The organism is Vibrio diabolicus, assembly GCF_011801455.1.
Lineage (GTDB): Bacteria > Pseudomonadota > Gammaproteobacteria > Enterobacterales > Vibrionaceae > Vibrio > Vibrio diabolicus.
Window position 1 is genome coordinate 375,569 of the sequence record NZ_CP042452.1, and the last position, 22,643, is coordinate 398,211.

At 47.5% G+C, this 22,643-nt stretch carries 22 protein-coding genes; 8 read left to right on the forward strand and 14 right to left on the reverse strand.

What is annotated here, in order from left to right; translation table 11 throughout:
- The first annotated feature begins 38 nt into the window (after window positions 1-38).
- Window positions 39-653, forward strand: a complete 615-nt coding sequence (locus FR741_RS17135; protein ID WP_167427286.1) for a LysE family translocator — start codon at window positions 39-41, stop codon at window positions 651-653.
- Window positions 654-746: 93 nt separating this feature from the next.
- On the opposite strand, the gene FR741_RS17140 is transcribed toward FR741_RS17135, so the two are convergent.
- The 10 genes from FR741_RS17140 to doeA form a co-directional block, all read right to left on the reverse strand.
- On the reverse strand, window positions 747-1,268 hold the full coding sequence (locus tag FR741_RS17140; protein ID WP_006741387.1) for a DUF2058 domain-containing protein: 522 nt from the start codon (window positions 1,266-1,268) through the stop codon (window positions 747-749).
- Window positions 1,269-1,315: 47 nt separating this feature from the next.
- Window positions 1,316-2,092 carry a maleate cis-trans isomerase family protein gene (locus tag FR741_RS17145; RefSeq protein WP_167427287.1) on the reverse strand — a complete coding sequence of 259 codons (777 nt, stop codon included), beginning with the start codon at window positions 2,090-2,092 and terminating at the stop codon, window positions 1,316-1,318.
- A 56-nt stretch (window positions 2,093-2,148) separates the two neighbouring features.
- Complete coding sequence (locus FR741_RS17150; RefSeq protein ID WP_006741389.1) at window positions 2,149-3,108, reverse strand: cyclodeaminase; 960 nt, start codon at window positions 3,106-3,108, stop codon at window positions 2,149-2,151.
- Between the two features lie 14 nt (window positions 3,109-3,122).
- Window positions 3,123-4,097 carry a hydroxyectoine utilization dehydratase EutB gene (eutB, locus tag FR741_RS17155; RefSeq protein ID WP_006741390.1) on the reverse strand — a complete coding sequence of 325 codons (975 nt, stop codon included), beginning with the start codon at window positions 4,095-4,097 and terminating at the stop codon, window positions 3,123-3,125.
- 86 nt (window positions 4,098-4,183) lie between these two features.
- Window positions 4,184-5,590, reverse strand: a complete 1,407-nt coding sequence (locus FR741_RS17160) for an aspartate aminotransferase family protein (RefSeq protein ID WP_167427288.1) — start codon at window positions 5,588-5,590, stop codon at window positions 4,184-4,186.
- Window positions 5,591-5,631: 41 nt separating this feature from the next.
- Window positions 5,632-7,152, reverse strand: a complete 1,521-nt coding sequence (locus FR741_RS17165; RefSeq protein ID WP_167427289.1) for an NAD-dependent succinate-semialdehyde dehydrogenase — start codon at window positions 7,150-7,152, stop codon at window positions 5,632-5,634.
- A 155-nt stretch (window positions 7,153-7,307) separates the two neighbouring features.
- On the reverse strand, window positions 7,308-7,787 hold the full coding sequence (locus FR741_RS17170; RefSeq protein WP_006741393.1) for an Lrp/AsnC family transcriptional regulator: 480 nt from the start codon (window positions 7,785-7,787) through the stop codon (window positions 7,308-7,310).
- 103 nt (window positions 7,788-7,890) lie between these two features.
- Window positions 7,891-8,904 carry a TRAP transporter substrate-binding protein gene (locus tag FR741_RS17175; RefSeq protein ID WP_005392727.1) on the reverse strand — a complete coding sequence of 338 codons (1,014 nt, stop codon included), beginning with the start codon at window positions 8,902-8,904 and terminating at the stop codon, window positions 7,891-7,893.
- 332 nt (window positions 8,905-9,236) lie between these two features.
- Window positions 9,237-10,244, reverse strand: a complete 1,008-nt coding sequence (doeB, locus tag FR741_RS17180) for a N(2)-acetyl-L-2,4-diaminobutanoate deacetylase DoeB (RefSeq protein WP_167427290.1) — start codon at window positions 10,242-10,244, stop codon at window positions 9,237-9,239.
- A 54-nt stretch (window positions 10,245-10,298) separates the two neighbouring features.
- Window positions 10,299-11,486, reverse strand: coding sequence for an ectoine hydrolase DoeA (gene doeA / locus FR741_RS17185; RefSeq protein ID WP_005392731.1), 1,188 nt, complete (start codon window positions 11,484-11,486; stop codon window positions 10,299-10,301).
- Between the two features lie 273 nt (window positions 11,487-11,759).
- On the opposite strand from doeA, the gene ehuR reads away from it, so the two are divergent.
- From ehuR to FR741_RS17200, 3 genes are all read left to right on the forward strand, one after another.
- Entirely contained in the window at window positions 11,760-13,193 is a 1,434-nt protein-coding gene (ehuR, locus tag FR741_RS17190; RefSeq protein ID WP_085343259.1) for a MocR-like ectoine utilization transcription factor EhuR, read from the forward strand.
- Between the two features lie 132 nt (window positions 13,194-13,325).
- Window positions 13,326-13,883: a TRAP transporter small permease gene (locus tag FR741_RS17195; protein ID WP_167427291.1), complete on the forward strand. Its 558-nt coding sequence runs from the start codon at window positions 13,326-13,328 to the stop codon at window positions 13,881-13,883.
- Window positions 13,880-15,157: a TRAP transporter large permease gene (locus FR741_RS17200; protein ID WP_005392736.1), complete on the forward strand. Its 1,278-nt coding sequence runs from the start codon at window positions 13,880-13,882 to the stop codon at window positions 15,155-15,157. Before FR741_RS17195 ends, FR741_RS17200 begins: the two co-directional genes overlap by 4 nt.
- Window positions 15,158-15,221: 64 nt before the next feature.
- On the opposite strand, the gene FR741_RS17205 is transcribed toward FR741_RS17200, so the two are convergent.
- Window positions 15,222-16,223 (reverse strand): AraC family transcriptional regulator, encoded by a 1,002-nt coding sequence (locus FR741_RS17205; RefSeq protein ID WP_167427292.1) that lies wholly within the window; start codon window positions 16,221-16,223, stop codon window positions 15,222-15,224.
- Window positions 16,224-16,354: 131 nt separating this feature from the next.
- Between FR741_RS17205 and FR741_RS17210 the strand changes: the two genes are divergently transcribed.
- The 3 genes from FR741_RS17210 to FR741_RS17220 are packed head-to-tail and all read left to right on the forward strand — an operon-like array spanning window position 16,355 to window position 18,741.
- Window positions 16,355-17,116, forward strand: a complete 762-nt coding sequence (locus tag FR741_RS17210) for an SDR family NAD(P)-dependent oxidoreductase (RefSeq protein ID WP_047008061.1) — start codon at window positions 16,355-16,357, stop codon at window positions 17,114-17,116.
- Window positions 17,117-17,165: 49 nt separating this feature from the next.
- Window positions 17,166-17,678 carry a 2,4'-dihydroxyacetophenone dioxygenase family protein gene (locus FR741_RS17215; RefSeq protein ID WP_085343257.1) on the forward strand — a complete coding sequence of 171 codons (513 nt, stop codon included), beginning with the start codon at window positions 17,166-17,168 and terminating at the stop codon, window positions 17,676-17,678.
- Between the two features lie 4 nt (window positions 17,679-17,682).
- Window positions 17,683-18,741, forward strand: coding sequence for a zinc-binding dehydrogenase (locus FR741_RS17220; protein ID WP_085343256.1), 1,059 nt, complete (start codon window positions 17,683-17,685; stop codon window positions 18,739-18,741).
- 83 nt (window positions 18,742-18,824) lie between these two features.
- On the opposite strand, the gene FR741_RS17225 is transcribed toward FR741_RS17220, so the two are convergent.
- Complete coding sequence (locus FR741_RS17225; RefSeq protein ID WP_167427293.1) at window positions 18,825-19,949, reverse strand: alkene reductase; 1,125 nt, start codon at window positions 19,947-19,949, stop codon at window positions 18,825-18,827.
- Between the two features lie 10 nt (window positions 19,950-19,959).
- Window positions 19,960-20,589, reverse strand: a complete 630-nt coding sequence (gene grxB, locus FR741_RS17230) for a glutaredoxin 2 (protein WP_085343255.1) — start codon at window positions 20,587-20,589, stop codon at window positions 19,960-19,962.
- 198 nt (window positions 20,590-20,787) lie between these two features.
- Here grxB and FR741_RS17235 point away from each other — a divergent pair, with 198 nt between their 5' ends.
- The gene (locus FR741_RS17235) at window positions 20,788-21,723 is read left to right on the forward strand and encodes a LysR family transcriptional regulator (protein ID WP_085343254.1); all 936 of its coding nucleotides are present in this window, start codon (window positions 20,788-20,790) and stop codon (window positions 21,721-21,723) included.
- On the opposite strand, the gene FR741_RS17240 is transcribed toward FR741_RS17235, so the two are convergent.
- Window positions 21,676-22,587, reverse strand: coding sequence for a LysR family transcriptional regulator (locus FR741_RS17240; protein ID WP_005392753.1), 912 nt, complete (start codon window positions 22,585-22,587; stop codon window positions 21,676-21,678). The genes FR741_RS17235 and FR741_RS17240 overlap by 48 nt on opposite strands.
- Between the last annotated feature and the right edge of the window lie 56 nt (window positions 22,588-22,643).

The window sequence follows — 22,643 nt, forward strand, 5'->3', positions numbered from 1 at the left end:
GTGCGGGCTATTACTAAAAATTAAGGCCATTTTTTATCATGGATATTTGGAAGCTCCTCCTTTTTATTCCCGCTTGCTTTGCTCTGAATATGACTCCAGGCCCAAACAACTTATTGGCAATGAATAATGCGCGTTGTTACGGTTTTCGTGCCGCGTTTGTCGCTAGTTTAGGGCGTATTACGGCATTTTCTGGCATGATCGCGCTGTCTGCCTCTGGGCTCGCCGTGATTTTGTACACATCAGAAATGCTGTTTTTAGCGTTAAAGCTGGTGGGTGCGTTGTATCTATTGTGGATTGCATTCAACCTTTGGCGTTCTGACTCGAGCCCGATCTCTGAGTTAACTAACTCACGCAACTATGCAGGGCTTGCGAAACAAGAGTTTACGCTTGCCGCCGGTAACCCGAAGGCGATTCTTATTTTTACTGCATTTTTGCCGCAGTTTGTTGACGTGAACGCCAAGGTTCAAGAGCAGTTTTTTGCCCTTGGCTCCACGTTTTTGATTTTAGAAATGGTCGCCATTTCAATCTATGCCATCTTTGGTTTGTACTTGAGACACTGGTTTTCAAATCCAAAAATGGCGAAACGTTTTAATCGCGGATGTTCGCTGTTTTTAGCAGCATCTGGTGTGAATTTGCTATTAAGTAAGCAATAACGCATATCATTTCTGTAGCGTATTTTTCTATTAAAAAAGAGCCGCTGATGTTATATCAGCGGCTCTTTTCGTTGATGCATCTATTGTTTGTTGTTACCACATCAAGTCATCTGGCACGACGAAATCTGCGTATGGGTCGTCTTCTGCTGGAATGTCCGATTCTGGTTCTTTCTGTTCGATGATGACGGATTCATCACGTTGAGCAATTTTATTTGCTACTCCGCGTGGAATGACAACGTAGCTTTCACCGACAATAGCAATGGCTAGAATGCCTTTAATCAACTGTTCACGGATGAGAGCATCAACATACAGTGACTTAACCAAGGTGCCATGGGTGAAGTTGTACTTAATATCGCCATCTTTTAAGTCGATCTTGTTCATCTCAATCAATTGATTGATTTGCGCTTTGATCTCTTTATTCAAACGCTCGGCATTTTGCTGTTCGCTCAATTGTTTATCACGCTCTAACTGTTGGCGTTTATTCTCTTCAACCGCCGCTTTTACTTCGCGTGCTTGAACGCGTGATTTTTTAGAGCCTTTCTTCGCTTTCTTTAGTTTCTTTTCATTAACTAAGCCAGCTTTCAGCATTTGTTCTTGAAGGGTAAGTTTTGCCATGTTTCATCCAGTTAGTGCGCAATTTTGTGCATTTTAGCGAGTCCTTATCAGCAAGGAAAGGGCGATGATGACACGTCGGAGAAATTATCAGACTCAAGCAAACGCAATGCGTCCCAAAGCATCACTTGGTTGGAGCTTAGTACAGGAATACCAAAGCGGCTTGAGAAATAAGGCAGTAGATGCATGACTCGCATGTTCGTGCATGAAATAAATACCGCGTCCACAGTGCAATCAATCGACTCAAGCAGCTGCGCTAAGGCATTCTCTACGTCTTGTCCTCCAATGGTTGGGATATGGGGATCGTAGTCGAGATTGAAATACCCAAAGGCCAGAACGTCAATGCCATGTTCGGTCATGGACTCATAAAGTGGGTGATTGACGTCATTGGTATACGGCGTCAGCATAACGATTCTTTGAGCTTGATGGTGTTCAAGCGCTCTCAGTGCGGCTTGCCAAGGGTTAGTTGTTATGGCTTCGGGTCTCTCTTGACGAATTAAATCAGTGATTTGATCGGAGCCAATGAGCACACTAGCTGACGTACAGCCAAACGCCATGACGTTGATTGGCCACATTGGCACGATGGTGAGTACACACTCGCGGATACTGTTTTGCATGTCTGTTAAGTGCAGAGGATCGACAGTACCTGTAGTGAGAAAGCGTGAAGTGTATAAGCGAACATCTGCGGGTAAATGCTCGCGCCATTCGTTTTCTAGCACATAGTCGGTCGCGAGTTGAATGAGTCCGATTGAACGTTGATAAGCGGATACATCCGCCGAAAACTCAAACTGAGTGGTTAAAGATTGAAACGTACAGAGCTCTGGCATGTTACGGCCCTCAAAAAGTGCGGTGGTTGCCCACCGCCAAAGTCACAGGGAATAAGTTACATCGTGGATTGAATGCTGGTGAGTTGTTGAGCGGTATAGTCAGCGATTGCGGTGTCTTGAACGCCAGTCCCTGTTAAATCACATACCGAAACATCGTCAACACGCCTTGAGTAGGGGTGCTTGCCGCAAATGATGTCGCCAAGTTCGACTAGGCTACGGGTGAGCGGTTTGTCTACACCACGTAATTCGCCAAGTGATTCTGACTGACTGATTCGATCAACCACCAGATGCTCAGCGTTTAGGATGACTGAGGTGGCAAGCTCACGTTTATGAGGGCTGTCTGAACCCATAGCGATCACGTGTGCTCCTGATGGGATATCTTCCCAATTCAGCAAAGGTTCTTTTGATGGTGTTGTCGTGACAATAATGTCGGCTTCTTGGCATGCTTGCTGGATAGAGGAATGCACGGATACGGATAGATCGTATCGTTGCTCCATGCGTTGTTTGTAAGCCTGCGATTTTGTGTTGTCTCTTGCCCAGATGTTCACTTGGGAGATTGGCCTAACTAATTTTATCGCAGCGACTTGGAGTTCTGCTTGAAGCCCACTGCCAATAACCGTAATTTTGGATGCTTCTGAGTTCGACAGGTATTTCGCGGAGATAGCGCCAGCGAGAGCAGTACGAATGTCGGTTAGATACCCTTCGTCAAACAATACGCTATCAACCAGCCCTGTTTTCGCGCTAAAGAGCACCATCAAACCATTTAGGCTGGGTAGTCCTAGTTTTGGGTTATCAAAAAATCCTGGGCTGATTTTTATCGCGAAGCGCTCATTACCTTTGATATGCGCCGTTTTTACATCCACTTCGCCGTTATGCTCTTCAATTGCCATGCTAAGAATCGGAGGCATGGTGACGTTGCCTTGCCCAAGCGCTTTGAAGCCATTTTCCACGGCCGCTAACGCATTAAGATCTAACTGAGTCACTTGCTCTATCTGAGATTTATTATAGATTTTCATTCGCACGACCTCGGTTATTCTTTGACTTGGCGGCCAATTTTTAATGCCGTCTCAAAAGTGTCTGAAGAGACGTTTTTTCCACTGAGCACCAAAACGACTTTCTTACCGCGTAAGTCCAGTTGATGCTGGTGAATGGCGGCAAGCCCCACTGCGGCCGCGCCTTCTACGGCAAATTTTTCTGCATCGAAAATATCTGCCATGCCTTTGGCGATGTTGTGTTCACTGACTAAAAACGCTTTATCCATGACTTCTTGCACGAGTTTGAAGGTATAGCGATTGTCTAAACCTATGCCGCCACCTAAGCTGTCAGCAAACGATTCGTGCTCTTCAACTTGTACTGGTTTTCCTGCTTTAATGCTTTCTACCATCGCTGCGCCTTTGTCCATGGAAACGCCATACACGTTCACTTTGCTGCTGTTTGATTTTGCGGCTAAGCCAATACCACCAATCAATCCGCCGCCAGATAGCCCGGCGAAAATGACGTCGACATCAGGAAGATCTTCAATGATTTCTAGCCCAATGGTCCCTTGTCCGGCGATGATGTCTGGGTGTTCGAATGGTGAGAGATAGGTCATCGACTCTTCTTCTGTTAGCCTCAATGCTTCTCGCTCCGCGTCGTCTTGAGCTTGCCCAACAATTCGAACTTCTGCGCCTAAAGCTTTAATTGCGTCGACTTTGTTTTGTGGCACTAAATTGGACATACAAATCACGGTGCGGACTCCTAGTCGTTGCCCAGCATAAGCCACGGCACGGCCGTGATTACCAGTAGAGCAAGTGACGACGCCATGTTGTTTTTGTTCCTCACTCAGTTTGTTCATGGCATGAGTCGCTCCACGCAATTTAAAAGCACCAATAGGTTGTAGTGTTTCCAGTTTTAACCAAATTTCACATTGATATTGTTGCGATAACAGTGGTGAGTGAAGTAATGGGGTGCGACTGACTAATCCGTTAATCGCTTTCTTTGCGGCAAAGATTGCTTGTGTTTCCATGTAGTACGTCTCTTAGGACCGCCCCCTCTAATTTGGTCAGAGGGGGCGGTAATCGTTGGTAGGTTTGTGAGTTGGTTAATTCGCTGCTATTTTGGCTGCCACTGTTTAGACGTGACGAGGTTATCCATCACTTTATTGACCGCTTGGTGCGCTTTGTCGACAATAGTGTCGATGTCATTACGATTTGCGATAAGCGGTGGGGCAAAGCCGAGGATGTCACCATGTGGCATGGCGCGAGCGATTAAGCCTTGCTCTAAACAGGCTGCCGCGATTTGCGGACCCACTTTCAAGTTTGGATCAAAGTGTGCTCGGCGGAGTTTGTCTGAAGAAAACTCCAACGCATGCAACAAGCCAACGCCACGAGTATCACCGACCAATGGATGATCGTTAAACGTCTCCGCCATACGTTGCTGCAAGTAAGCGCCGACTTCGGCTGCGTTTTGCACCAGGCCTTCACGTTCAATGATATCGAGGTTGCAGTTCGCGGCTGCCGCTCCCATTGGGTGACCGGAGTAGGTATAACCGTGTCCGATAGCACCCCATTGGTCGGTGCCGTTTTCTAGCACACTCCAAACTCGTTCACCGACGATCACGCCAGACAGCGGTTGATACGCAGAGGTTAACCCTTTCGCTACCGTGATGAGATCCGGTTTCATGTCGTAGTGCAGCGAACCAAAATCGGAGCCGAGGCGGCCAAAGCCACAGACCACTTCATCCGCAATCAAGAGTACATCGTATTTGTCGAGTACTTTGCGAATCGCCTGCCAGTATCCTTCTGGTGGTGGCACAATACCACCAGTACCGAGCACTGGTTCTGCAATCATCGCTGCCACCGTTTCAGGGCCTTCTTCCAAGATCATCGCTTCGAGTTGATCCGCACAATATTGAGAGAATTCAAGCTCAGACATGCTCTCGTCTTCACGGCGATAGTAATACGGCGCCATGGTGTGCTTGATGCGCTCAAGCGGTAAATCAAAATGTGCGTGGAACAGAGGCAACCCTGTCATTGAACCCGAAGCGATACTTGAACCATGGTAGCCGCGATCACGGGAGATAATTTTTTTCTTCTCTGGTAGACCACGAGCATTGTTGTAATACCAGACCAACTTAAGTTGAGTTTCGTTCGCATCACTGCCTGACATGCCGTAGTAGACTTTACTCATGCCTTCAGGCGCCATTTTGATGATGCGATCTGACAGTGTCACTAGTGCTTCGTTGGTATGACCGACGTAAGTATGGTAGTACGCCAGCTCTTTGGCTTGTTCATAAATGGCATCGGCCATTTCAGTCCTACCATAGCCAATGTTCACACAATACAACCCGGCAAAGCCGTCTATCAGCTCGATGCCTTCTGAATCGATGATGCGTATTCCGCTTCCGCTCGAGATAATTCTTCCCGAAAGCTCCCCAGCCGCATACTGCTTCAGGTGGGTTGAGGCATGAAATACTCTCTGACGGTCGATCTCTAAAAGTTGTTGGGTTTTGTTGCTCATGATCCTTCTCCTCGAATAATTGGATATCCATATTTCGTGCCTTAACTGCCACTGACGGTTGGTAAAGCGCCTAAGCAGCAGTATTTGATTTCACTGTATTCTTCAAAGCCGTGGCGACTGCCTTCTCGTCCAAGCCCTGACTGTTTCACGCCGCCGAATGGGATAGGGTGGCCAGTCATCTTGACGGAGTTCACGCTCACCATGCCAAATTCCAAACCACGCATGCAGCGCCAAATTTGGTGAATATCGTGGCCATAAACATAGGCAGCTAAGCCGTACTCAGTGTCGTTGCTCATTTCAATCACGGTATCTAAGTCTTGGTAAGGCAACACGCCTGCCACAGGACAAAAATTCTCTTCGCGATACACCGCCATATCAGGGGTGACATCGGCCAGCAATGTCGGCGCGAAGAAGTTTTCGCCTGGTACGGGCTGGTGGTATCCCGCTACCAATCGCGCGCCTTTGTCGAGTGCGTCACGCACCAAATCATGCGCTTTATCCACCGCAGCGCGATTGATCATCGGCCCCATGGTGGTTTTTTCATCTAAACCATTGCCCAAAACAATGTGGTTCATTTCTTTGGCAAACGCTTCCAAAAACGCTTCGTACTTATCGTCAGGGACGAAGATACGGTTTGCAGCCAAGCAGTCTTGTCCTGCAGTTTGAAACTTGGCATCGACGGCGGCTTTGGCTGCTTGCTCGACATCCATATCTGGCAGCACGATGAAAGGGGCATTACCACCGAGCTCCATACTGCATTTCTTCACGGTTTGTGCCGCGTCGCGCAGCAGCAACTTACCCACTCGAGTTGAACCTGTGAACGAGAGCGCTTTGACTTTATCGGAGTGACACAAGGTTTGTGACACCATCACCGCATCGCCAGTGATCACGTTAAATACACCAGGTGGAAAGCCAGCTCGGTCTGCTAATTCTGCCAAGGCCAATGCGGAGAAAGGCGTTTCACTGGCAGGTTTGATGAGCACCGGACAGCCTATCGCTAATGCTGCGGCGGCTTTACGGGTGACCATTGCATTAGGAAAATTCCATGGTGTAATCAGTGCAGCGACACCAATCGGTTCGCGTACCGTCGATAGTTGCGCATTCGGAATATGACTTGGGATGGTTTCGCCATAGCTGCGGCGTGCTTCCTCTGCAAACCAACGAACAAAAGATGCGCCGTAGTCGATTTCACCCAAAGCATCACCTAATGCTTTGCCTTGCTCCATAACCATCAAACGAGCAAGATCTTGTTTTGATTCTAAAATCAGATCGTGCCAACGCATGAGAATTTCAGCGCGCTCTTCTGCTTGCATTTTTCGCCATTGACGAAAGGCTTGGTCGGCTTCATCAATCGCTTGATAGAGTTGTTGCTGAGATAGCTTGGTGATGTAGCCGATGACCGTACCATCCGCTGGATTATCCACCGGATGAAATTGGTCACCACTTACCCATTTGCCATTTATGTACGCTAAACCTCTCACCAAACGTACGTCTTTCATTATCGCCATCATGTCGTGCGAGGCTTTTAATTCCTCAGCATGTAAGCTGTGCAGTGCTGTCATGAGTCCTTCTCCCAGCGTCGTTGTCCATAGTTAAACTGTAATGGAGAAGTGACCGAAATAATTTCTGATGCCGAGGTTTAAACCATCAAAAATTTCTTTTCCACACCGTTAGATATTGTGATTTTTCTGGTCGTCTTTTAAGCGTGTTTTCCCTTTTAGAACAAGGCGTTTTGGTTCACTTCTAATGTGCCTGCATCACGTTTGATTGTTTTCGTCACGATGTAAGTAAAGTAGCGCTCAATGCCCACTTCTGACTCTAACCAGTTGTCGATAAGCCGCTGATATTGATCAATATCTTCCGACTGAATTTTGAGGATGTAATCGACACCGCCGCCTGTGGCATAACAATCAGTGACTTCTGGTGAGTGTTGAACCAGTTGCTCGAAACGTTTGAACGCTTGGGCGCTGTGCTCTTTGAGCGTAACTTCAACCATGACCGACGTTCGTTTGAACAAAACATCGGTATTTACTTTTGCCCCGTAGCCTTCAATGATGCCTGCTTCTTCCAGTTTTTTGACACGCTCCCAGCAAGGGCTCACGGATAGGTTAATGGCCTCGGCAAGGTGAGATTTGGTAATACGGCCATTGTCATGAAGTATTTGTAGAATTTTTACGTCGTAGCGATCGAGGCGCATAATTGGTCTCCCTGTAAAATACCAATCAGTTCAGAATAGTTGATGACTGGTCAACCGCTATAAGGTGGCCCGAAGGCCACTCCTTTTTCTGTTATTGATTCTGTTATTGATTGAACTCTTGTTCCAGTGAGCTCAGCACCGCTTTACCGCTGTCGCCTGTAAGCTCGATGTATTTGTCCCGCATTGGCATAGAGGCTTGTTTAAATGCTGCACGTTCGTCACTGTCGAGTTTGATCATCTGCATATCTGGTTTGGCTTGCTTAATTTGATCAAGACGTTTTTGGTTAAACTCATCCTGTTTTTCAAATATAAAGTCAGTCATACCAGCGATGACTTTATTGACCTGATCTTGGCGGGCTTGTGGGAGGGTTTCGAACCAACTGTTGTTGGTAATGACAGTCGTAGTAAATTGTTGCTGTCCTGCCCAGATCATGTAGTCGTTCACTTCGTAGAACTTCATTTCTTCGATAGCAAAAACGGGGTTTACTTGACCATCGATCATTTTAAGTTGCAGAGCACCATAGACTTCTGAGTAGGGTAAAGGCGTAGGGTCGGCTCCAAACGATTTATAAGCCTCAACCAGCATTGGCGATGCCATCACGCGCATTTTGAAGTTATCAAAATCTTTTGGAGAACGAATCTCACGGTTGGTCGTCCACACCATTTCACCTTCTGGATACATAGTGAGAAGTTTGAGGTTTTTCTGTTCTAGCTTTCCGCCGAGTGTGTCATAGATAGTAGGGCTTGAACTCAGCACTTTTTTATTCACATCATTGTCTTGCGACAAAAGGTAAGGGATGGAGAAAACCTGCATTTCGGGCACGAATGAACCAAAAATACCTGGCGATGCGTTGGTAAATTGGATAATACCGTTCGCAGTAAGCTCGGTAAGATCTTCTGACTGACCCAATGTACCGTATGGATAGACTTCCACTGTGACGTCGCCATCGGTTGCATTTTCGATGCGCTTTTTAAACTCTTGCGCATAAGCATCTTGCACCGAGCCTTTGACTTCTTCTAGAGCGAATTTCCACGTCTCTGCATAAACATTGCTGGTGGCAAAGCTGGCAGCGATCAGTACGGCACTCGTTAGGTAGCTGTGTTTCATCGGATTCATCCATTTCTTCCTTAATCAGTTTGTGAGTCAATTCACCAACGGCAGGTGATACACCAGACCCGATGTTGTGTCGTGTTTAGGGCGTGTTGACCTTTCGAGCTGATTTTTGCAGCGATTTGTGGGTGGCCTGCATAAAAAGCCGATAACGCAGTAGAAATGAACCACAAAGGCTGCCCGAAGGGTTCGAGCTAGGCGCCCCCGCAAAAATCGTTTTATGCTTTGTTGAAGACCATTTGCTTAGAATGACTAGGCTGCATAGTCTTCGCCGCGCCTAAAACGATTTTACCTCGAACAAAATTTAACCGCGAAAGGTCAATACGCCCTAGTAAGAGTTAGTTTAATTCGCCACAGTCTTCGGCAATTACGGCGACCGTGTCACCAATGTTGACCATGGCAGGGAAACGACGTGCAGCAAAAATCCCACTGCGCTGCGCTTTGTATTCGATTGGGTCGCTCCCTGTACGCTCGGTTGAATAGATTCTTGCCAGTACATCGTCTTGTTTGATGGTATCGCCAAGCTCAAATAAGTATTCGGTGATACCGTTGTGCAGGCTTTGCACGTAGCAACTTGCATCGGGCATATCAAGCAACCTAGTTGGCAGGGTTGGTTTTTCGTAATCACCTGATAAGTTGCCCGAAAAACGCAAGAAGTTACGAATACCACGGTCGGCATAAGCGATGGTTTCTGGAGTGCTGGTTCCGCCACCTCTGAGCTCTGTGGTGACGAAAATTTTGCCTTGAGATTCAACTGCGGTGTCGTAAAGGCTGGTGGCGTCCATTTCGAGCAAGATCATGGTGTAAGGTGCGCCAAACAGCTTTGCACCTAAGATGCATGCTTCTTCTTGATCGAGGTTGTCGAGGCGATGGGCTGCGGCGAAAGGCACGATGTCTAACGTTTTACCACCTGAATGAATGTCTAACGCAAAATCGCACATGGGTACTAAGTAACGAGTAAAGTAATCCGCGATTTTTTCGGTCACTGAGCCTACAGGGTTTCCGGGAAAGCTGCGATTTAAATTCCCTTTATCGATAGACGATGTGCGCGAGGCATTTTGTACCGCAGGTAAGTTCATCATTGGCACAATAATGACGCGACCTTGTATTTGCTCTGCTTGCAGCGAGTTTGCCAATTTTAGCAGGCTGGTGATGCCTTCGTATTCATCACCGTGATTACCGCCAGTAAGCAGCGCCGTTGGCCCGTGACCATTTTTTATCACGGTGATAGGTATCATGATGCTTCCCCAAGCGGAGTCATCATGGGAATAGGGCAGCGCTAAAAAGCCGTGCTGCACGCCTTCTCGGTCAAAGTCTACGGTGGCTGTGATCGAGCTCTTTTGCATATCGAGTCCTTTTTGTTCTTAAGCCTAGTTCAACAGAACTTACGGTTTGAAAAGTTAGTGTTTAACAAATAAGTGGCGTGGGAAATCACACAGTGTTTTTGCACCATCACGGGTGATCACAATGCTTTCGGTGGTTTCTAACCCCCAATCTTCAAACCATAGCCCCGGCATAAAGTGGAATGTCATGCCTTCTTTTAATACGGTTTTATCGGTGTCTCGCAAGCTCATGGTTCGTTCGCCCCAGTCAGGAGGGTAGCTCAGACCAATTGGGTAACCACATCGGGCGCCTTCACGTGAGAATCCTGCTTTATCGAGGACTTGGTTCAATGCGTTGGCGATGTCGGCGCAAGTATTGCCTGGTCTTGCGACTTCTAAGCCTGCTTCGAGACCTAAAGTTAATGCTTCATCTGCACGTTTGAATTTGTCGTCCGGTTCTCCAAGAAAAATAGTGCGAGAGAGTGGGCAATGGTAACGGCGATGCGCCCCAGCGATTTCGAAAAAAGTACCTTCGCCTTTTTTGAAAGGTCTATCGTCCCACGTTAGGTGAGGTGCAGAAGCATCAGAACCAGATGGCAAAAGCGGTACGATCGCGGTGTAATCGCCAAAGTGATCTTCATGCCCAAGTACTGCTTGGCGGTTAATCTCGGCGACAAGGTGATGTTTCGGTAATCCTGGCTCGATCATATCGAACGCGACGCGATGCATGTTTTCAACAATGCGAGCTGCGCGGTACATATAAGCCAGTTCTTGATCAGATTTAACGGCGCGACACCAATTGACTAGCCCGGTTGCATCGAGAAGTTGAGCATTCGGTAAGTGCGTGGTGAGTGACTCGTAAGCGGTGGCACTAAAGTAATAGTTATCTTTTTCCACACCGATACGGCCGCGATCCCAAAGACGCGGGGCGAGTACCGCTTCTACCAGAAAGTCCATTGGGTGCAATGGTGGGTTCATTACATAATGGTCTGGGTAGTAGGTGATATTTTCTGCCGACATATACGCAGTTCTGTATGCCCCATTGGCATCTTGGCAGCGCCCAAACCAAACAGGCTCGCCAGATGATCCTACAACGACACATTGTGGGACATAAAAAGACCAACCGTCATAACCTGTCAGCCATGCCATGTTAGAAGGATCGTGAATGATAAGGACATCCAACTCTCGTTCTTCCATCGACTGCCGAACTTTTGTTAATCGGTCCTGGAATTCATCCAGTGTAAAATGCAAAGCAACGCCTCTCATATTTTCTCCTTGTTAAAAATCCGACGCCTTATGGGCCTTCGGAGACGTTGAGGTATTTCTACCTTCCACCAGGTCAGCCAGACCTGCGTTTAAAAACTATTGCAACTCACCACTGCGGCTGGGTTTGGATCAAACGATGCCATTTAACATGTTTGTTGAATCTATATTTCTCATGTCAATCATTACAATTGTGGCTCATTTTTGTGCATTACACCGCATTTGATGGCTAAAAACTCGCCATTTGTTAAATTGAAGTTACAATGAGCATTAAAAATGAATCAATTAAAATATTGTGTCATGACAATTTCTTTGAACCCGATCATTCGCCCAGGCACCGCTAAGTACATCTCCATTGGCAATTATCTTGTCGAATGTGTCCGCAGTGGTTACCTAAAACCCGGTACTCGACTACCCACACATCGTGAGTTTGCGGAGCAAATTGGCGTGAGCGTACAAACCGTCAGCCATGCATATGGTTATGCAGAGAAAAAAGGTGCGCTCGAGTCTTGGGTGGGAAACGGTACGTTTGTAAAATCAGGCTTTGTGGATGAAAGCACGGACACGGAGTTCATGCTGACGCAAGAGATGAAAGAAACGCCGGATGAAATTGATATGTCGATCGCTCATCCGGTAGTAACCGATCGCCACATTACGCTTTTTAATCAGGCGTTAATGGACATTGCTGGGCAAACAAACAATCGCAGTTTGATCAGTAAAGCAAAGCCAGTAACAGGTCAGCCTCATCATATTGAGTCCGGAGCGCGATTTCTCAGTAGCCAAGGGTTAGACGTTGGTACCGATCAAATATTACTCACAAATGGTGCATGCCATGGCTTGACCTTGGCTTTAAGCACCGTTGTTGAACACGGTGATTTAGTCGCTTGTGGTCACTTAGTCGATCATGGCTTGATCTCTCGCTCGAGAATGCTTGGATTTAAGTTACAGCCGCTTGAGATGGATGAGTTTGGTATCACGCCGGATGCATTTGAATGGGCATGTAAACACAAACCAATCAAGGCGCTGTGTTGCACACCGAGCATGGCCAATCCGAATAGTGCGCATATGGATATTTCGCGGCGAGAGGCGATAGCAAATATTGCGAAGCAGTATGAGATCTACGTGATTGAAGATGACGTGTATGGGGCACTAGAGCCCAATCGTGTCCCACCTCTCGCCGCACTGTTACCCGAGCAGGCTTTCTATGTTACCAGTTTAACCAAAGTCGTAGCGCCAGGTATGCGTACGGGCTATTTAACGGTCCCACGTCATTTTTTGCAGCATGCGATTGGCCGTTTAGCTGCGACGAGTTGGTCTGCGACCCCGTTACCGTTTGAAGTCGCTCATTTGTGGATCGAAAACGGTACATTAAATCGACTTATTCGATTTCAAGTCAATGAATTTGCCAAGCGCCAGCGAATAGCAAAAGCCACCTTAGAAGGGCATGTTTATAGCTCACACCCGAATGGTCAGCACATTTGGTTGAGGTTACCCGAGCAGTGGAGCAGTGATGATCTGGTCGCTTCGGCTAAGCGTTCTGGGGTGCAGATCACGGGGTATAAACCTTTTGTTCTCGATACTAATCAGCCAATGCCTTACGTGCGAATCAGTTTGGGAGCAGAGACTAATCGAGGCTACATCAAGCATGGGTTATCTGTGATTGCAGAAATTCTCGATACAAACCCTCCAACCTCTCACTTTTTGGTCTGAGCAGTATGCTCTGACCAATTTTTTCTGCGAAAGCGCCAAGTTCAGAAAATCTTTCTTATTCACCTGATTGACTTGATTGTCATGAAGAAGATAACGTTTCATTAACATTTTTGTTGATCAGGAGCAGCGCGGATGAAAGGGATTTTTCAGTGGCTAGATAAATATATACAGAAAGCGGAGGCGGCACTGCTCATTGGCTCGGTGCTTCTTATTGCGTTGAACTCAATTGCTAACGTGTTAGGGCGCTACCTCTTTAGCCAAAGCATCTACTTTTCAGAAGAACTCAATTATTTCCTCATTATCGCCGTCACGTTTATTGGTTGCAGTTATGCTGCCCGCCAATCTCGCCATATCCGTATGACGGCATTTACCGATATGCTTCCAAAGCGTATACAAACTTTAGCCAACGGCATTATTTATTTACTCACCGCAGCATTGGTGGCGGTGCTAACTTGGTATTCGTGGCAATACATTGGCAAGGTGAGCCAAATGGGGCGTCTTTCTCCTGCAATGCAAGTACCTTTGAGTTGGGTGTACTTAATCGCACCGATTGGCCTTTTCTTTAGCACGGTTCAGTTCGCGCGTGTGGGTGGTCGCCATATCAAACGTTTCATAACGCTGACAAAGCTTTCACGCTCATCTCGACCAGATAGAGTCGGCTCTGCCACTAAGCAGGAGAAAGCGCTATGACGACCGCTCTTGTTGCAACGATGATCACGTTGTTGGCTTTTGGCTTTCCGATGCTGGTACCGCTATTAGCGGCGACCATGTTGGGATTTATTGTTTTTCTTGGCTTGGGGCCAGATTTTATGATCCAGCAAATGCTTGCTGGCATCAAACCCGCTGCGTTGATCGCTGTGCCTATGTTTATTCTCGCGGCAGAAATTATAACCCGAGGCGTGGCAGCAACGCGCTTGCTAGATGTCGCAATGGCGTTTGTTGGGCACGTTCGTGGCGGTCTGGCGATCACCTCATCGCTTAGCTGTGCGATGTTTGGTGCGGTATCTGGGTCTACACAAGCCACCGTTGTTTCTGTTGGCTCTATTATGCGACCGAAAATGTTGGAGTATGGTTACAAAGACAGTTTTGCTCTGGCTTTGATTATTAACGCCTCTGACTTAGCGCTCCTTATTCCACCGAGTATCGGTATGATCATCTATGGTGTGGTGTCTGGAACATCGGTTGCGGAGCTGTTTATTGCTGGTATTGGACCGGCGATCGTGATTTTATTGATGTTTTCAGCCTACTGTTATTTTTATGCAGGTAAAAGCTCTGTAGAAAATGCCCCGCGAGCCAGCTGGAAAGAGCGTTGGACCACAATACGTAAAGCGGTTTTACCATTTGGTTTTCCGATCATTACTGTTGGCGGTATTTATGCTGGAGTATTTAGCCCTACCGAAGCGGCGTCGGTTTCGGTGTTGTACGCTGTGTTATTAGAAATGGTTATCTTCCGGAAAGTGAAATGGAAGGAGCTTGGCGAAATCGCGCTTTCTACGGGCATGGTTACCGCGGTGGTATTTATCTTAGTCGCAGCAGGGGCTGCTTTTTCTTGGGTAATTTCATTTGCCCAGATCCCGCAAGAATTGTTGGGTATGATCGGGATTAATGATCTTTCGCAGACCGAGTTACTGGTCGTTATTTCAATTGCGTTCTTTATTGGTTGTATGTTCGTTGATCCAATCGTAGTGATGCTGATTTTGATCCCTATCTTTGCACCTGTGATTAAGTCCTCTGGCATTGACCCAGTACTGGTCGGCACCATCGTGACATTGCAAGCTGCGATAGGTTCTGCAACACCGCCATTCGGTTGTGATATTTTTACCGCGATTGCCGTGTTTAAACGTCCTTATGTGGAAGTGATTCGCGGGACACCACCGTTTGTGTTCATCTTGCTTTTGGTCTCTGTGATGCTGATTTTCTTCCCTTCGATTTCACTTTTCTTACGTGATTTAGCGTTTCGATAGTATCGACTAAACGCTCAAAGCCGCTGAATATCGGCGGCTTTTTAATCTATGCTCTCAAACTGGTTCAACTTATTCTGTTCTCCAGTCTCCATTGGCTGGGCGACTTTCCTGTCCAACTGCGAAAGTGGCGGCTGAAGACCGCAGTTTCTGCATAGCCCAGTTGCAACGCGATATCGGTAATACTCTGGATATTCTCATGCAATCGCTGTTCGGCGAAATCCTGACGCACTTGTTGTAAAAGCTGCCGATAATTTGTGCCCTGTTGTTTCAGCTTGTTTTGCAGCATTCTCGGATGCAGGTCCAATGCTCTTGCAACGCGCTCAACGCTGCATTCTCCAGTCGATAGCAAACGACCAATCATATTGGCCGCTTGGTCACTGAGATTGTTAGGATAGCGGGTTTGCAAATACTTGAGGTGCTGTTGAAAGTGGCGATCCAGTGCGTCTTCGTCTTGGTGATTCTTAGCGTTGAGCAGGTTGGCTTTGAGCAATACACCGTCAAACTTATCACCAAAACGCAGTTTGTTCTGTTGGGCAAACTTGCTTTGCTCTACTTCCAATGTTGCGTGTTGAGTCAAATGTAGCGCGAAGTGGCTTGCTTCAATATCGAGCAAACTGGCGATAAACATGGCTAAGTGTGACACACTGAGCTGCATCAACTGCGCAATACCGCGGTCACTATTCACATCAATATTGAGCGACAATCGTACCCAATCATCTTGTGGCGTCATGTTGAGAGTAACGCCTGACGAATGCAGATAGAGATAATCATTCACCCGCGCCAATGCATCACCGACCGTTTCAGCACGAGAAACCAGCATCGGCAAATCGCCTAAACTTTGCAGGTTTTGGCGCTCGGCGAGTAACGCACCAAACAACGGTTGCTTACAACGAGCAGCCGCTTCTTCCAGTAATTCAGCCAACCTAGGGTAGGCGAGATAGGTATCGGGATCGCGAAACTGCGCGGCAGACAGGCCAACAGCGGCCATTATCTTTTGCGGATTCTGACCTAATTCTGAAACCAAGCTATCAAATTTATCGGCAGCGCCACTTCGTACGATATACATGTCTCGATTTTAAAATGTTAACAGGTTGTAAATCGTAATATATCAAATTTACTTCGTAAAAGGTCAAGTGAGTGCCAGTGAGTTGATCTAAGTTACATTTCGATAACAACAACGCATGGATGAGAAGCTGTATGGAACTTATCAATAAAACTGCCATCGTGACTGGCGCTGCGGGTGGAATTGGGCAAGCTATTATTGCAAAGCTAAGAGAGCAAGGAGCCAAAGTGCTTGCTGTCGATATTTCAGAGCAATCACTGCAAATGTACGCAAGTTTTGGCTCTAAGCAGTTGGAAACCTTTGTTGCGGACGTCACCGATTACCAACAAGTCGAAGCCATGGTGAGGTACGCGGTCGAACAATTTGGCTCACTTGACATCATGGTCAACAATGCAGGTATCGGCGCACCGAAACCTCTGCTTGAACATGATCCTATCGCCGACTTTGAGCCTATCTCTAAAGTCAACCAAAACGGCGTTTACTATGGCATTCTCGCCGCTGGACGACAATTCCAAGCGCAAGGGACACCGGGCGTGATCCTCAATACCTCTTCCGTTTACGCCCAAATGGCCTCCGAGATGACGTTTACCTACAACGTCAGTAAAGCCGCAGTCGATATGATGACCAAATGCGCCGCTTTAGAGTTAGCGCCTCTGGATATTCGTGTGTGCGCGGTCGCTCCGGGACGCGTTGATACTCCGATGTTAAGGCAATACGAAGAGATTGGCTTGTGGAACCACATCCGCAAAGAACAGATGCGTCAAAACTTCACGCAACCAGAAGAGATTGCCAACGTGGTGGCGTTTCTTGTCAGCGAAAAAGCAAACTGTATCAACGGCTGCACCATTAGCGCATCTGACGGTTTCGAGAATTTTAAGTACCCACTCATGGGGTAGATGGAATAGGCGAGCACGCCAAATTACAGCAATAGTGAGGATGTAAGTTATGTCATTACCAGAAGTTATTCAGCATCAAGATTTCCTATTAACTTTTAATACGAATGAAGAGTCGATCATCAAAGACGCGCTACCGGGCGTTGATGTTTACCCGCTGTTTCTTGACCCAGAAAATGGTACGTGGGTGATTCGCGCCAAGTTCAAACCGGGTATCACTCTGCCTAAGCACTTCCATACTGGTGTGGTGCATTTCTATACACTGAGTGGCGCGTGGCACTACATCGAGTATCCAGACCAAGTCCAAACCGCTGGTAGCTACTTATATGAGCCGGGCGGTTCGATTCATACCTTTCACTGTCCAGAAGAGTCGGGTGGCGCAGATGGCTTTATGGTGATCCAAGGTGCGAACATTAACTTTGACGAAGAGGGTAACTTTATCAACATCATGGATGCAGGTTGGATTGAGCAAGTGGTGGTTGCCGCTGCCAAAGCGCAAGGCTTCACTGCGCGCTATATCAAACCGGGTGCGATTGCTGCCCTGAGTGATGAGCTAGCGGAGTAACCCCATGCAACAGATGAACAGTATCGTAATGCAGGATGGTAGTGTCCGCCTGAAGCAAGTCGAAATCCCCAAACCCGCAGCGGGACAAGTCTTGGTTCGTAGTCTCGCCTGTGGGATTTGTGGCTCCGACCTACACATTACTCGACACGCGGATGAGGTGTTTGATGTATTCCACCAGCTCGGGTTGATGCCTGATGAAGTAGGTGAGCACGCTCAAGTGATGTTGGGACATGAATTCTGTGCGGAAATTGTCGAATACGGTGCCGATACGCAGCAAACGTTGCCTGTCGGTAGCCGAGTCACCTCTGTGCCGATGTTGCTCAGCCAAAATGGCGCAGGCGTTGGTGTCACTCCGGGTACTTACGGCGCTTACTCTGAGTATTTCCTACTTGATGAAGCGCTCCTACTGCCAGTGCCCGACGAAATGCCGTCTGAAGCGGCAGCGTTAACCGAGCCGCTGGCGGTCGGTTTGCATGCGGTCAATCGCAGTGAAATCGAAACGGAAGAAACAGCGCTGGTTGTCGGTTGTGGCCCTATAGGGCTGGCGGTGATTGCAGCGCTCAAACAACGCGGCGTGAGTAACATTCTTGCGGTTGATCTTCAGGAAGAGAAGCTGCAACTTGCCAGCGAGTTTGGCGCAGATCGGTTGATCAACCCGAACAAGGAAGACGAGATCGCCGTTGCTGAGCGGTACGCGATGAACTCACGTCTGGTCATTTATGAGTGTGTGGGCAAACATACTTTAATTGATGACTTCATGCGCCGTGCTCCTGCCCGATCTCGAATCGTTGTATCAGGCATTCATACGGCTCCAGCGACCATTAACTACGCGTACGCGACGGTAAAAGAGCTCGATTTGAGATTCTCTTACTACTATCAACCGCACGAGTTTGAGCAATGCCTACAAGCGATTGCCGAACACAAGTTGCCTTGGCAGAAAATGCTTACCGCCAAAGTGGGAATCGATGGTGTGGAAGATGCGTTTAGACAGTTAATGACGCCAAATGATCACATCAAAGTCGTTATCGAACCTTGGCGCAGCGGCGCGTTAGAAGTGATTTAACTCTTAGCCAGATTAAGCTAGCTAAAACCAATTCTAGTTTGGTGACAGCCCCAACCGTAGCAGCTAGGTTGGGGCTTTTTTTGTTAGGCCTGTTCTGCGTATTCCTGTTGCAGAGCAGGGTAATCGGTGTAGCCTCGTTCGTTTCCACCGAACAACGTTGAGCCATCGAGTTCTGCCAACGGATGGTGATGTTGCAAGCGAGAGACTAAGTCTGGGTTTGCTACGAATGGCCGTCCGAATGCGACAAGATCCGCGTAGCCTTTCTCTAACACTTCGTTTGCTCGTTGAGGATCGTAGCGACCTGCAACAATAATAGCGTTGCGAAAGCGCTTTCTAAGTTCGATTCGAAACGTCTCGGGAATCGTTGGTGCATCGGCCCAATCGGCCTCGGACAAGTGCAAGTAGGCAATGTCGCGCTCCTGTAGCTGTTTTGATGCCTCTAAGATTGTTGGCACGATATCTGGGCAGTCCATATCTTTAAACGTAATGAATGGTGCCAATCTCACTCCAACTCGATGCGCACCAACAGCGGCGATAACTGCATCCACTACTTCGATAAGAAAACGAATACGATTTTCTCGTGAACCGCCGTAGTTGTCTGTTCGATGGTTTGAGTTGGTTCTTAAGAACTGATCGATCAGATACCCATTCCCGCCGTGGATTTCTACACCATCAAAACCCGATTCAATGGCGCGTTTGGCTGCGTTCGCGAAATCACCGACAACTCGGTTGATATCCGCTTGTGTCATTGCGCGTGGCTCAACACAATCGACCATATTGCCGTTGCCTTGTTCGTCCGCAATCCAAACTTGCGTCTCTACCGGAGCGAGCGCAGATGGCGCGATAGGCTGTTCACCATTTTGGAATGTTGGATGAGACACTCTGCCCACATGCCATAGCTGACAAAACATCGCTGCGCCTTGTGATTTGACCGCTTGGGTCACACCCTGCCAGCCCGCCACTTGCGCATCGGTGTAAACGCCAGGGGTGAACGAATAACCTTGAGAATCGTCCGAAATTTGTGTGGCTTCGGAAATGATCAGCCCGGCAGAAGCGCGCTGTTGATAATACGTTGCCATCATCTCATTCGGGATGTTGCCCGGCTGAGTGGTGCGTGCGCGAGTCATTGGTGCCATGACAATACGGTTTTGTAGTGACAACGCTTTCAGTTGAGCTGGTTCAAACAGCTTACTTGTTCTTTGTTTCATGTTGCGCTCCTCAGATAAGTACTGGCACGTTGGTCGCTTTACGAGCGGTTGCCATCCAGTGAAGTACGGCTGGATCCCATTGCACTTCGGGCGCACTGAAAAAACCGCGTAGAATGGAGAACATAATGGCCTGATCAACCAGTGATGTTTGCTTTTCTGAACTTAGGTTGAGCAAGGGTTTGGTTTGTTCTATCAAAGCGGCGACTTCTTTCGCAATCGCAGGTGTATCGTTAATCAAAGCTTCAAAATTTAACGCTTCGGTTTCTTTTTTTTCACGCCATGCTTGTTTAGCGGTTTCTGTTGCAAATTCCGGTAATGTCATGTTTGACCAACGCGGATACCCGACTTTTTGTAGCGGTAAAAACGCTTGTTTTTGCCAGTCTAAAACCGGTGTTGAGGGTTGGCTGCTTTCGTTGGAAGATGCCAATTCAAGGAAGTAGTTGATGATGTCTAAGCTTTCCGCCATGGCTTCACCATTGTCTTTGATCAAAAGAGGAACTTGTTTTGCGCCGATGATGTTTGTGGTGGTGCTCTCGTCGTCATAAGCAATGTTGATGACGTCGAGCTGAATATTCAGCATGCCTGCAACAAAACGGACGCGGGCGCTAAAGGGGCAATGTTCATAAATGTACAGTTTCATTTTTGTTTCCTATCTCTTGGCTGGGCAGGGCGTGTTGTTGTGCGTTGAACAGCGTTACGGCGTTTAACTTTGCCCTGTCACATAACGTTCTGGGTCTAAACAATGTCGATAGGGTCAGTATATGGATTCGATTTAATTTGATAATTGGGTAATATCTGAATTGATTATTCAGTTTTTCCAAATAATAAGGGCGCGAAGATGGATAAGTTTTCGGATATGACGTTGTTTGTCAGCATCGTTAAACATCAAGGTCTGGCAGCGGCGGGAAGGGAGTTAGGTTTGTCTCCGGCGTCGGTAACGGCAAGGCTGCAAGCGATAGAAGAACGCTATGGCGTAAAGCTGCTCAACCGAAGCACACGCCACGTATCACTTACGGACGCAGGGGCAATGTACCATCAAGCTTGTCTGAACATCATTGATAGCGTGAAAGAGACGGAAAACTTACTGCAAACGGGTATTTCGGAAGTGCGCGGAACGTTGAAAATTTCAGCTCCACGAGATATTGGCAAACAAATTATTTCGCCGATGGTGTCGGCTTTTTCTGAGCAATATCCGGATGTGACGCCTTATCTTTATCTTAATGACAATTTGTCGAACTTGGCTGAATCGGGGCTCGATTTAGTGATTCGTTACGGCGAGTTAGCGGACAGCAATCTCATTTCGCGCAAGCTGGCATCGAGTCAACGCGTACTGTGCGCGTCACCTGATTATTTGTTGAAGCAAGGTATCCCCAACTGTCCTCAAGATCTCGCGGATCATCGCTGCTTAGCCATGGTGCGCAGCAATGAAGAATTAAAAACGTGGCACTTTAAAGATGAAGAGTCTCACCAAACGATCACGGTCACGCCAAAGCGCTTTTCTGATGATGGTGAAGTGATTCGACAATGGGCGTTGGACGGTGCGGGGATTGCGTTGAAATCGATTTTAGATATTCAGCAAGACCTAAAACAACAACGTTTAGTAACGGTTTTGGATGGGTATATGAAAAACTTCAGCGCCTTTTCGCAAGGCGCTGAAGCGGATCTGCATGTCATTTATCAAAGCCGTCAATATCAACCGAAAAGAGTTCGCCTGTTTTTGGACTTTCTAGTTGAGCAATTTAGCGCGCTGAGTGATGCCAGCAATCAGATCTAGATGCGATTCCGAGGTTTCTCGGCGGTGGCGATAAATCCCGACGGTGCCAGGGTTTGGTTCGTTTTCCATGGTTAAGCATCGTAAGCCAAAAGATTCCAAATATGGTTTCAGGTGGCCGGTATAAGACATCACCGCGACGCTTTCTTTCAGTACATCAATACTGGCGAGCAGAGAATCCACTTCGTAAGTCGGTCTGTCATCCAGTTGCTGCCTTTCGCGTTCATTTTGTTTCGGGATTGGGTTATCGATGACGTGAGCGAATTTCTTAGCGTCATAAGTGACCGAAAGAGCGGGGTATTCGTGCAGCATCTCTTCGGTGACGGTTTTCCCTAGAAGTGGGTGGTTTGGGGAAACAAAATAGGCATCAACCGTTTGAAATAGCGGAATAAACGTAACATCGCATTTAGACGACAAGCCGACAATCTCGTGGCCGATGAAGAATTCAATCTGTTCGTTGATTAATGAATCCATCAAGCCTAAGTGGTTACCAAATTCGACGTGCGTAGATGCCGATGGCTGCTTGGTCAGATGTTCATTGAGAGCTTGTTTGACGAACAGCGGCCACCACGCATCGCCAGTACCCATTTTAATTTTTCCGACTTGGTACTGTTTCCGTTCATCAATGCTTTGCATCATTTGGTTGTATTCATGCTGCATCGCGTTGCTATGGCGATAGAGGATGCGTCCGTATTCGGTCAACACCATGCCATTAGGATGACGTTCAAACAGCGTCACGCCGAGATTCTCTTCTAGCTTCTTTAAATTGCTTGTTACCGTTGGCTGGCTTAACCCTGCCATTCTTGCCGCAGCACTGATGCTTTGGCAGCGTGCAACCAGTAAAAATTGCTGCAGAGATTTGTCCATTTTCTTTCCCCTCTAATAACGAGGGGTATTTTGCACAATTTCATTTATAAATCACA

What these genes read in the sequence shown, in the direction of transcription:
- FR741_RS17160 (WP_167427288.1), bottom strand. Translation starts at nt 5,590, where the DNA reads ATGAGCAACAAAACCCAACAACTTTTAGAGATCGACCGTCAGAGAGTA.
- FR741_RS17215 (WP_085343257.1), top strand. Translation starts at nt 17,166, where the DNA reads ATGTCATTACCAGAAGTTATTCAGCATCAAGATTTCCTATTAACTTTT.
- grxB (WP_085343255.1), bottom strand. Translation starts at nt 20,589, where the DNA reads ATGAAACTGTACATTTATGAACATTGCCCCTTTAGCGCCCGCGTCCGT.
- ehuR (WP_085343259.1), top strand. Translation starts at nt 11,760, where the DNA reads ATGAATCAATTAAAATATTGTGTCATGACAATTTCTTTGAACCCGATC.
- FR741_RS17175 (WP_005392727.1), bottom strand. Translation starts at nt 8,904, where the DNA reads ATGAATCCGATGAAACACAGCTACCTAACGAGTGCCGTACTGATCGCT.
- FR741_RS17150 (WP_006741389.1), bottom strand. Translation starts at nt 3,108, where the DNA reads ATGAAAATCTATAATAAATCTCAGATAGAGCAAGTGACTCAGTTAGAT.
- doeB (WP_167427290.1), bottom strand. Translation starts at nt 10,244, where the DNA reads ATGCAAAAGAGCTCGATCACAGCCACCGTAGACTTTGACCGAGAAGGC.
- FR741_RS17210 (WP_047008061.1), top strand. Translation starts at nt 16,355, where the DNA reads ATGGAACTTATCAATAAAACTGCCATCGTGACTGGCGCTGCGGGTGGA.
- FR741_RS17145 (WP_167427287.1), bottom strand. Translation starts at nt 2,092, where the DNA reads ATGCCAGAGCTCTGTACGTTTCAATCTTTAACCACTCAGTTTGAGTTT.
- FR741_RS17140 (WP_006741387.1), bottom strand. Translation starts at nt 1,268, where the DNA reads ATGGCAAAACTTACCCTTCAAGAACAAATGCTGAAAGCTGGCTTAGTT.
- FR741_RS17135 (WP_167427286.1), top strand. Translation starts at nt 39, where the DNA reads ATGGATATTTGGAAGCTCCTCCTTTTTATTCCCGCTTGCTTTGCTCTG.
- FR741_RS17225 (WP_167427293.1), bottom strand. Translation starts at nt 19,949, where the DNA reads ATGAAACAAAGAACAAGTAAGCTGTTTGAACCAGCTCAACTGAAAGCG.
- FR741_RS17165 (WP_167427289.1), bottom strand. Translation starts at nt 7,152, where the DNA reads ATGACAGCACTGCACAGCTTACATGCTGAGGAATTAAAAGCCTCGCAC.
- eutB (WP_006741390.1), bottom strand. Translation starts at nt 4,097, where the DNA reads ATGGAAACACAAGCAATCTTTGCCGCAAAGAAAGCGATTAACGGATTA.
- FR741_RS17200 (WP_005392736.1), top strand. Translation starts at nt 13,880, where the DNA reads ATGACGACCGCTCTTGTTGCAACGATGATCACGTTGTTGGCTTTTGGC.
- FR741_RS17170 (WP_006741393.1), bottom strand. Translation starts at nt 7,787, where the DNA reads ATGCGCCTCGATCGCTACGACGTAAAAATTCTACAAATACTTCATGAC.
- FR741_RS17235 (WP_085343254.1), top strand. Translation starts at nt 20,788, where the DNA reads ATGGATAAGTTTTCGGATATGACGTTGTTTGTCAGCATCGTTAAACAT.
- doeA (WP_005392731.1), bottom strand. Translation starts at nt 11,486, where the DNA reads ATGAGAGGCGTTGCTTTGCATTTTACACTGGATGAATTCCAGGACCGA.
- FR741_RS17220 (WP_085343256.1), top strand. Translation starts at nt 17,683, where the DNA reads ATGCAACAGATGAACAGTATCGTAATGCAGGATGGTAGTGTCCGCCTG.
- FR741_RS17205 (WP_167427292.1), bottom strand. Translation starts at nt 16,223, where the DNA reads ATGTATATCGTACGAAGTGGCGCTGCCGATAAATTTGATAGCTTGGTT.
- FR741_RS17195 (WP_167427291.1), top strand. Translation starts at nt 13,326, where the DNA reads ATGAAAGGGATTTTTCAGTGGCTAGATAAATATATACAGAAAGCGGAG.
- FR741_RS17240 (WP_005392753.1), bottom strand. Translation starts at nt 22,587, where the DNA reads ATGGACAAATCTCTGCAGCAATTTTTACTGGTTGCACGCTGCCAAAGC.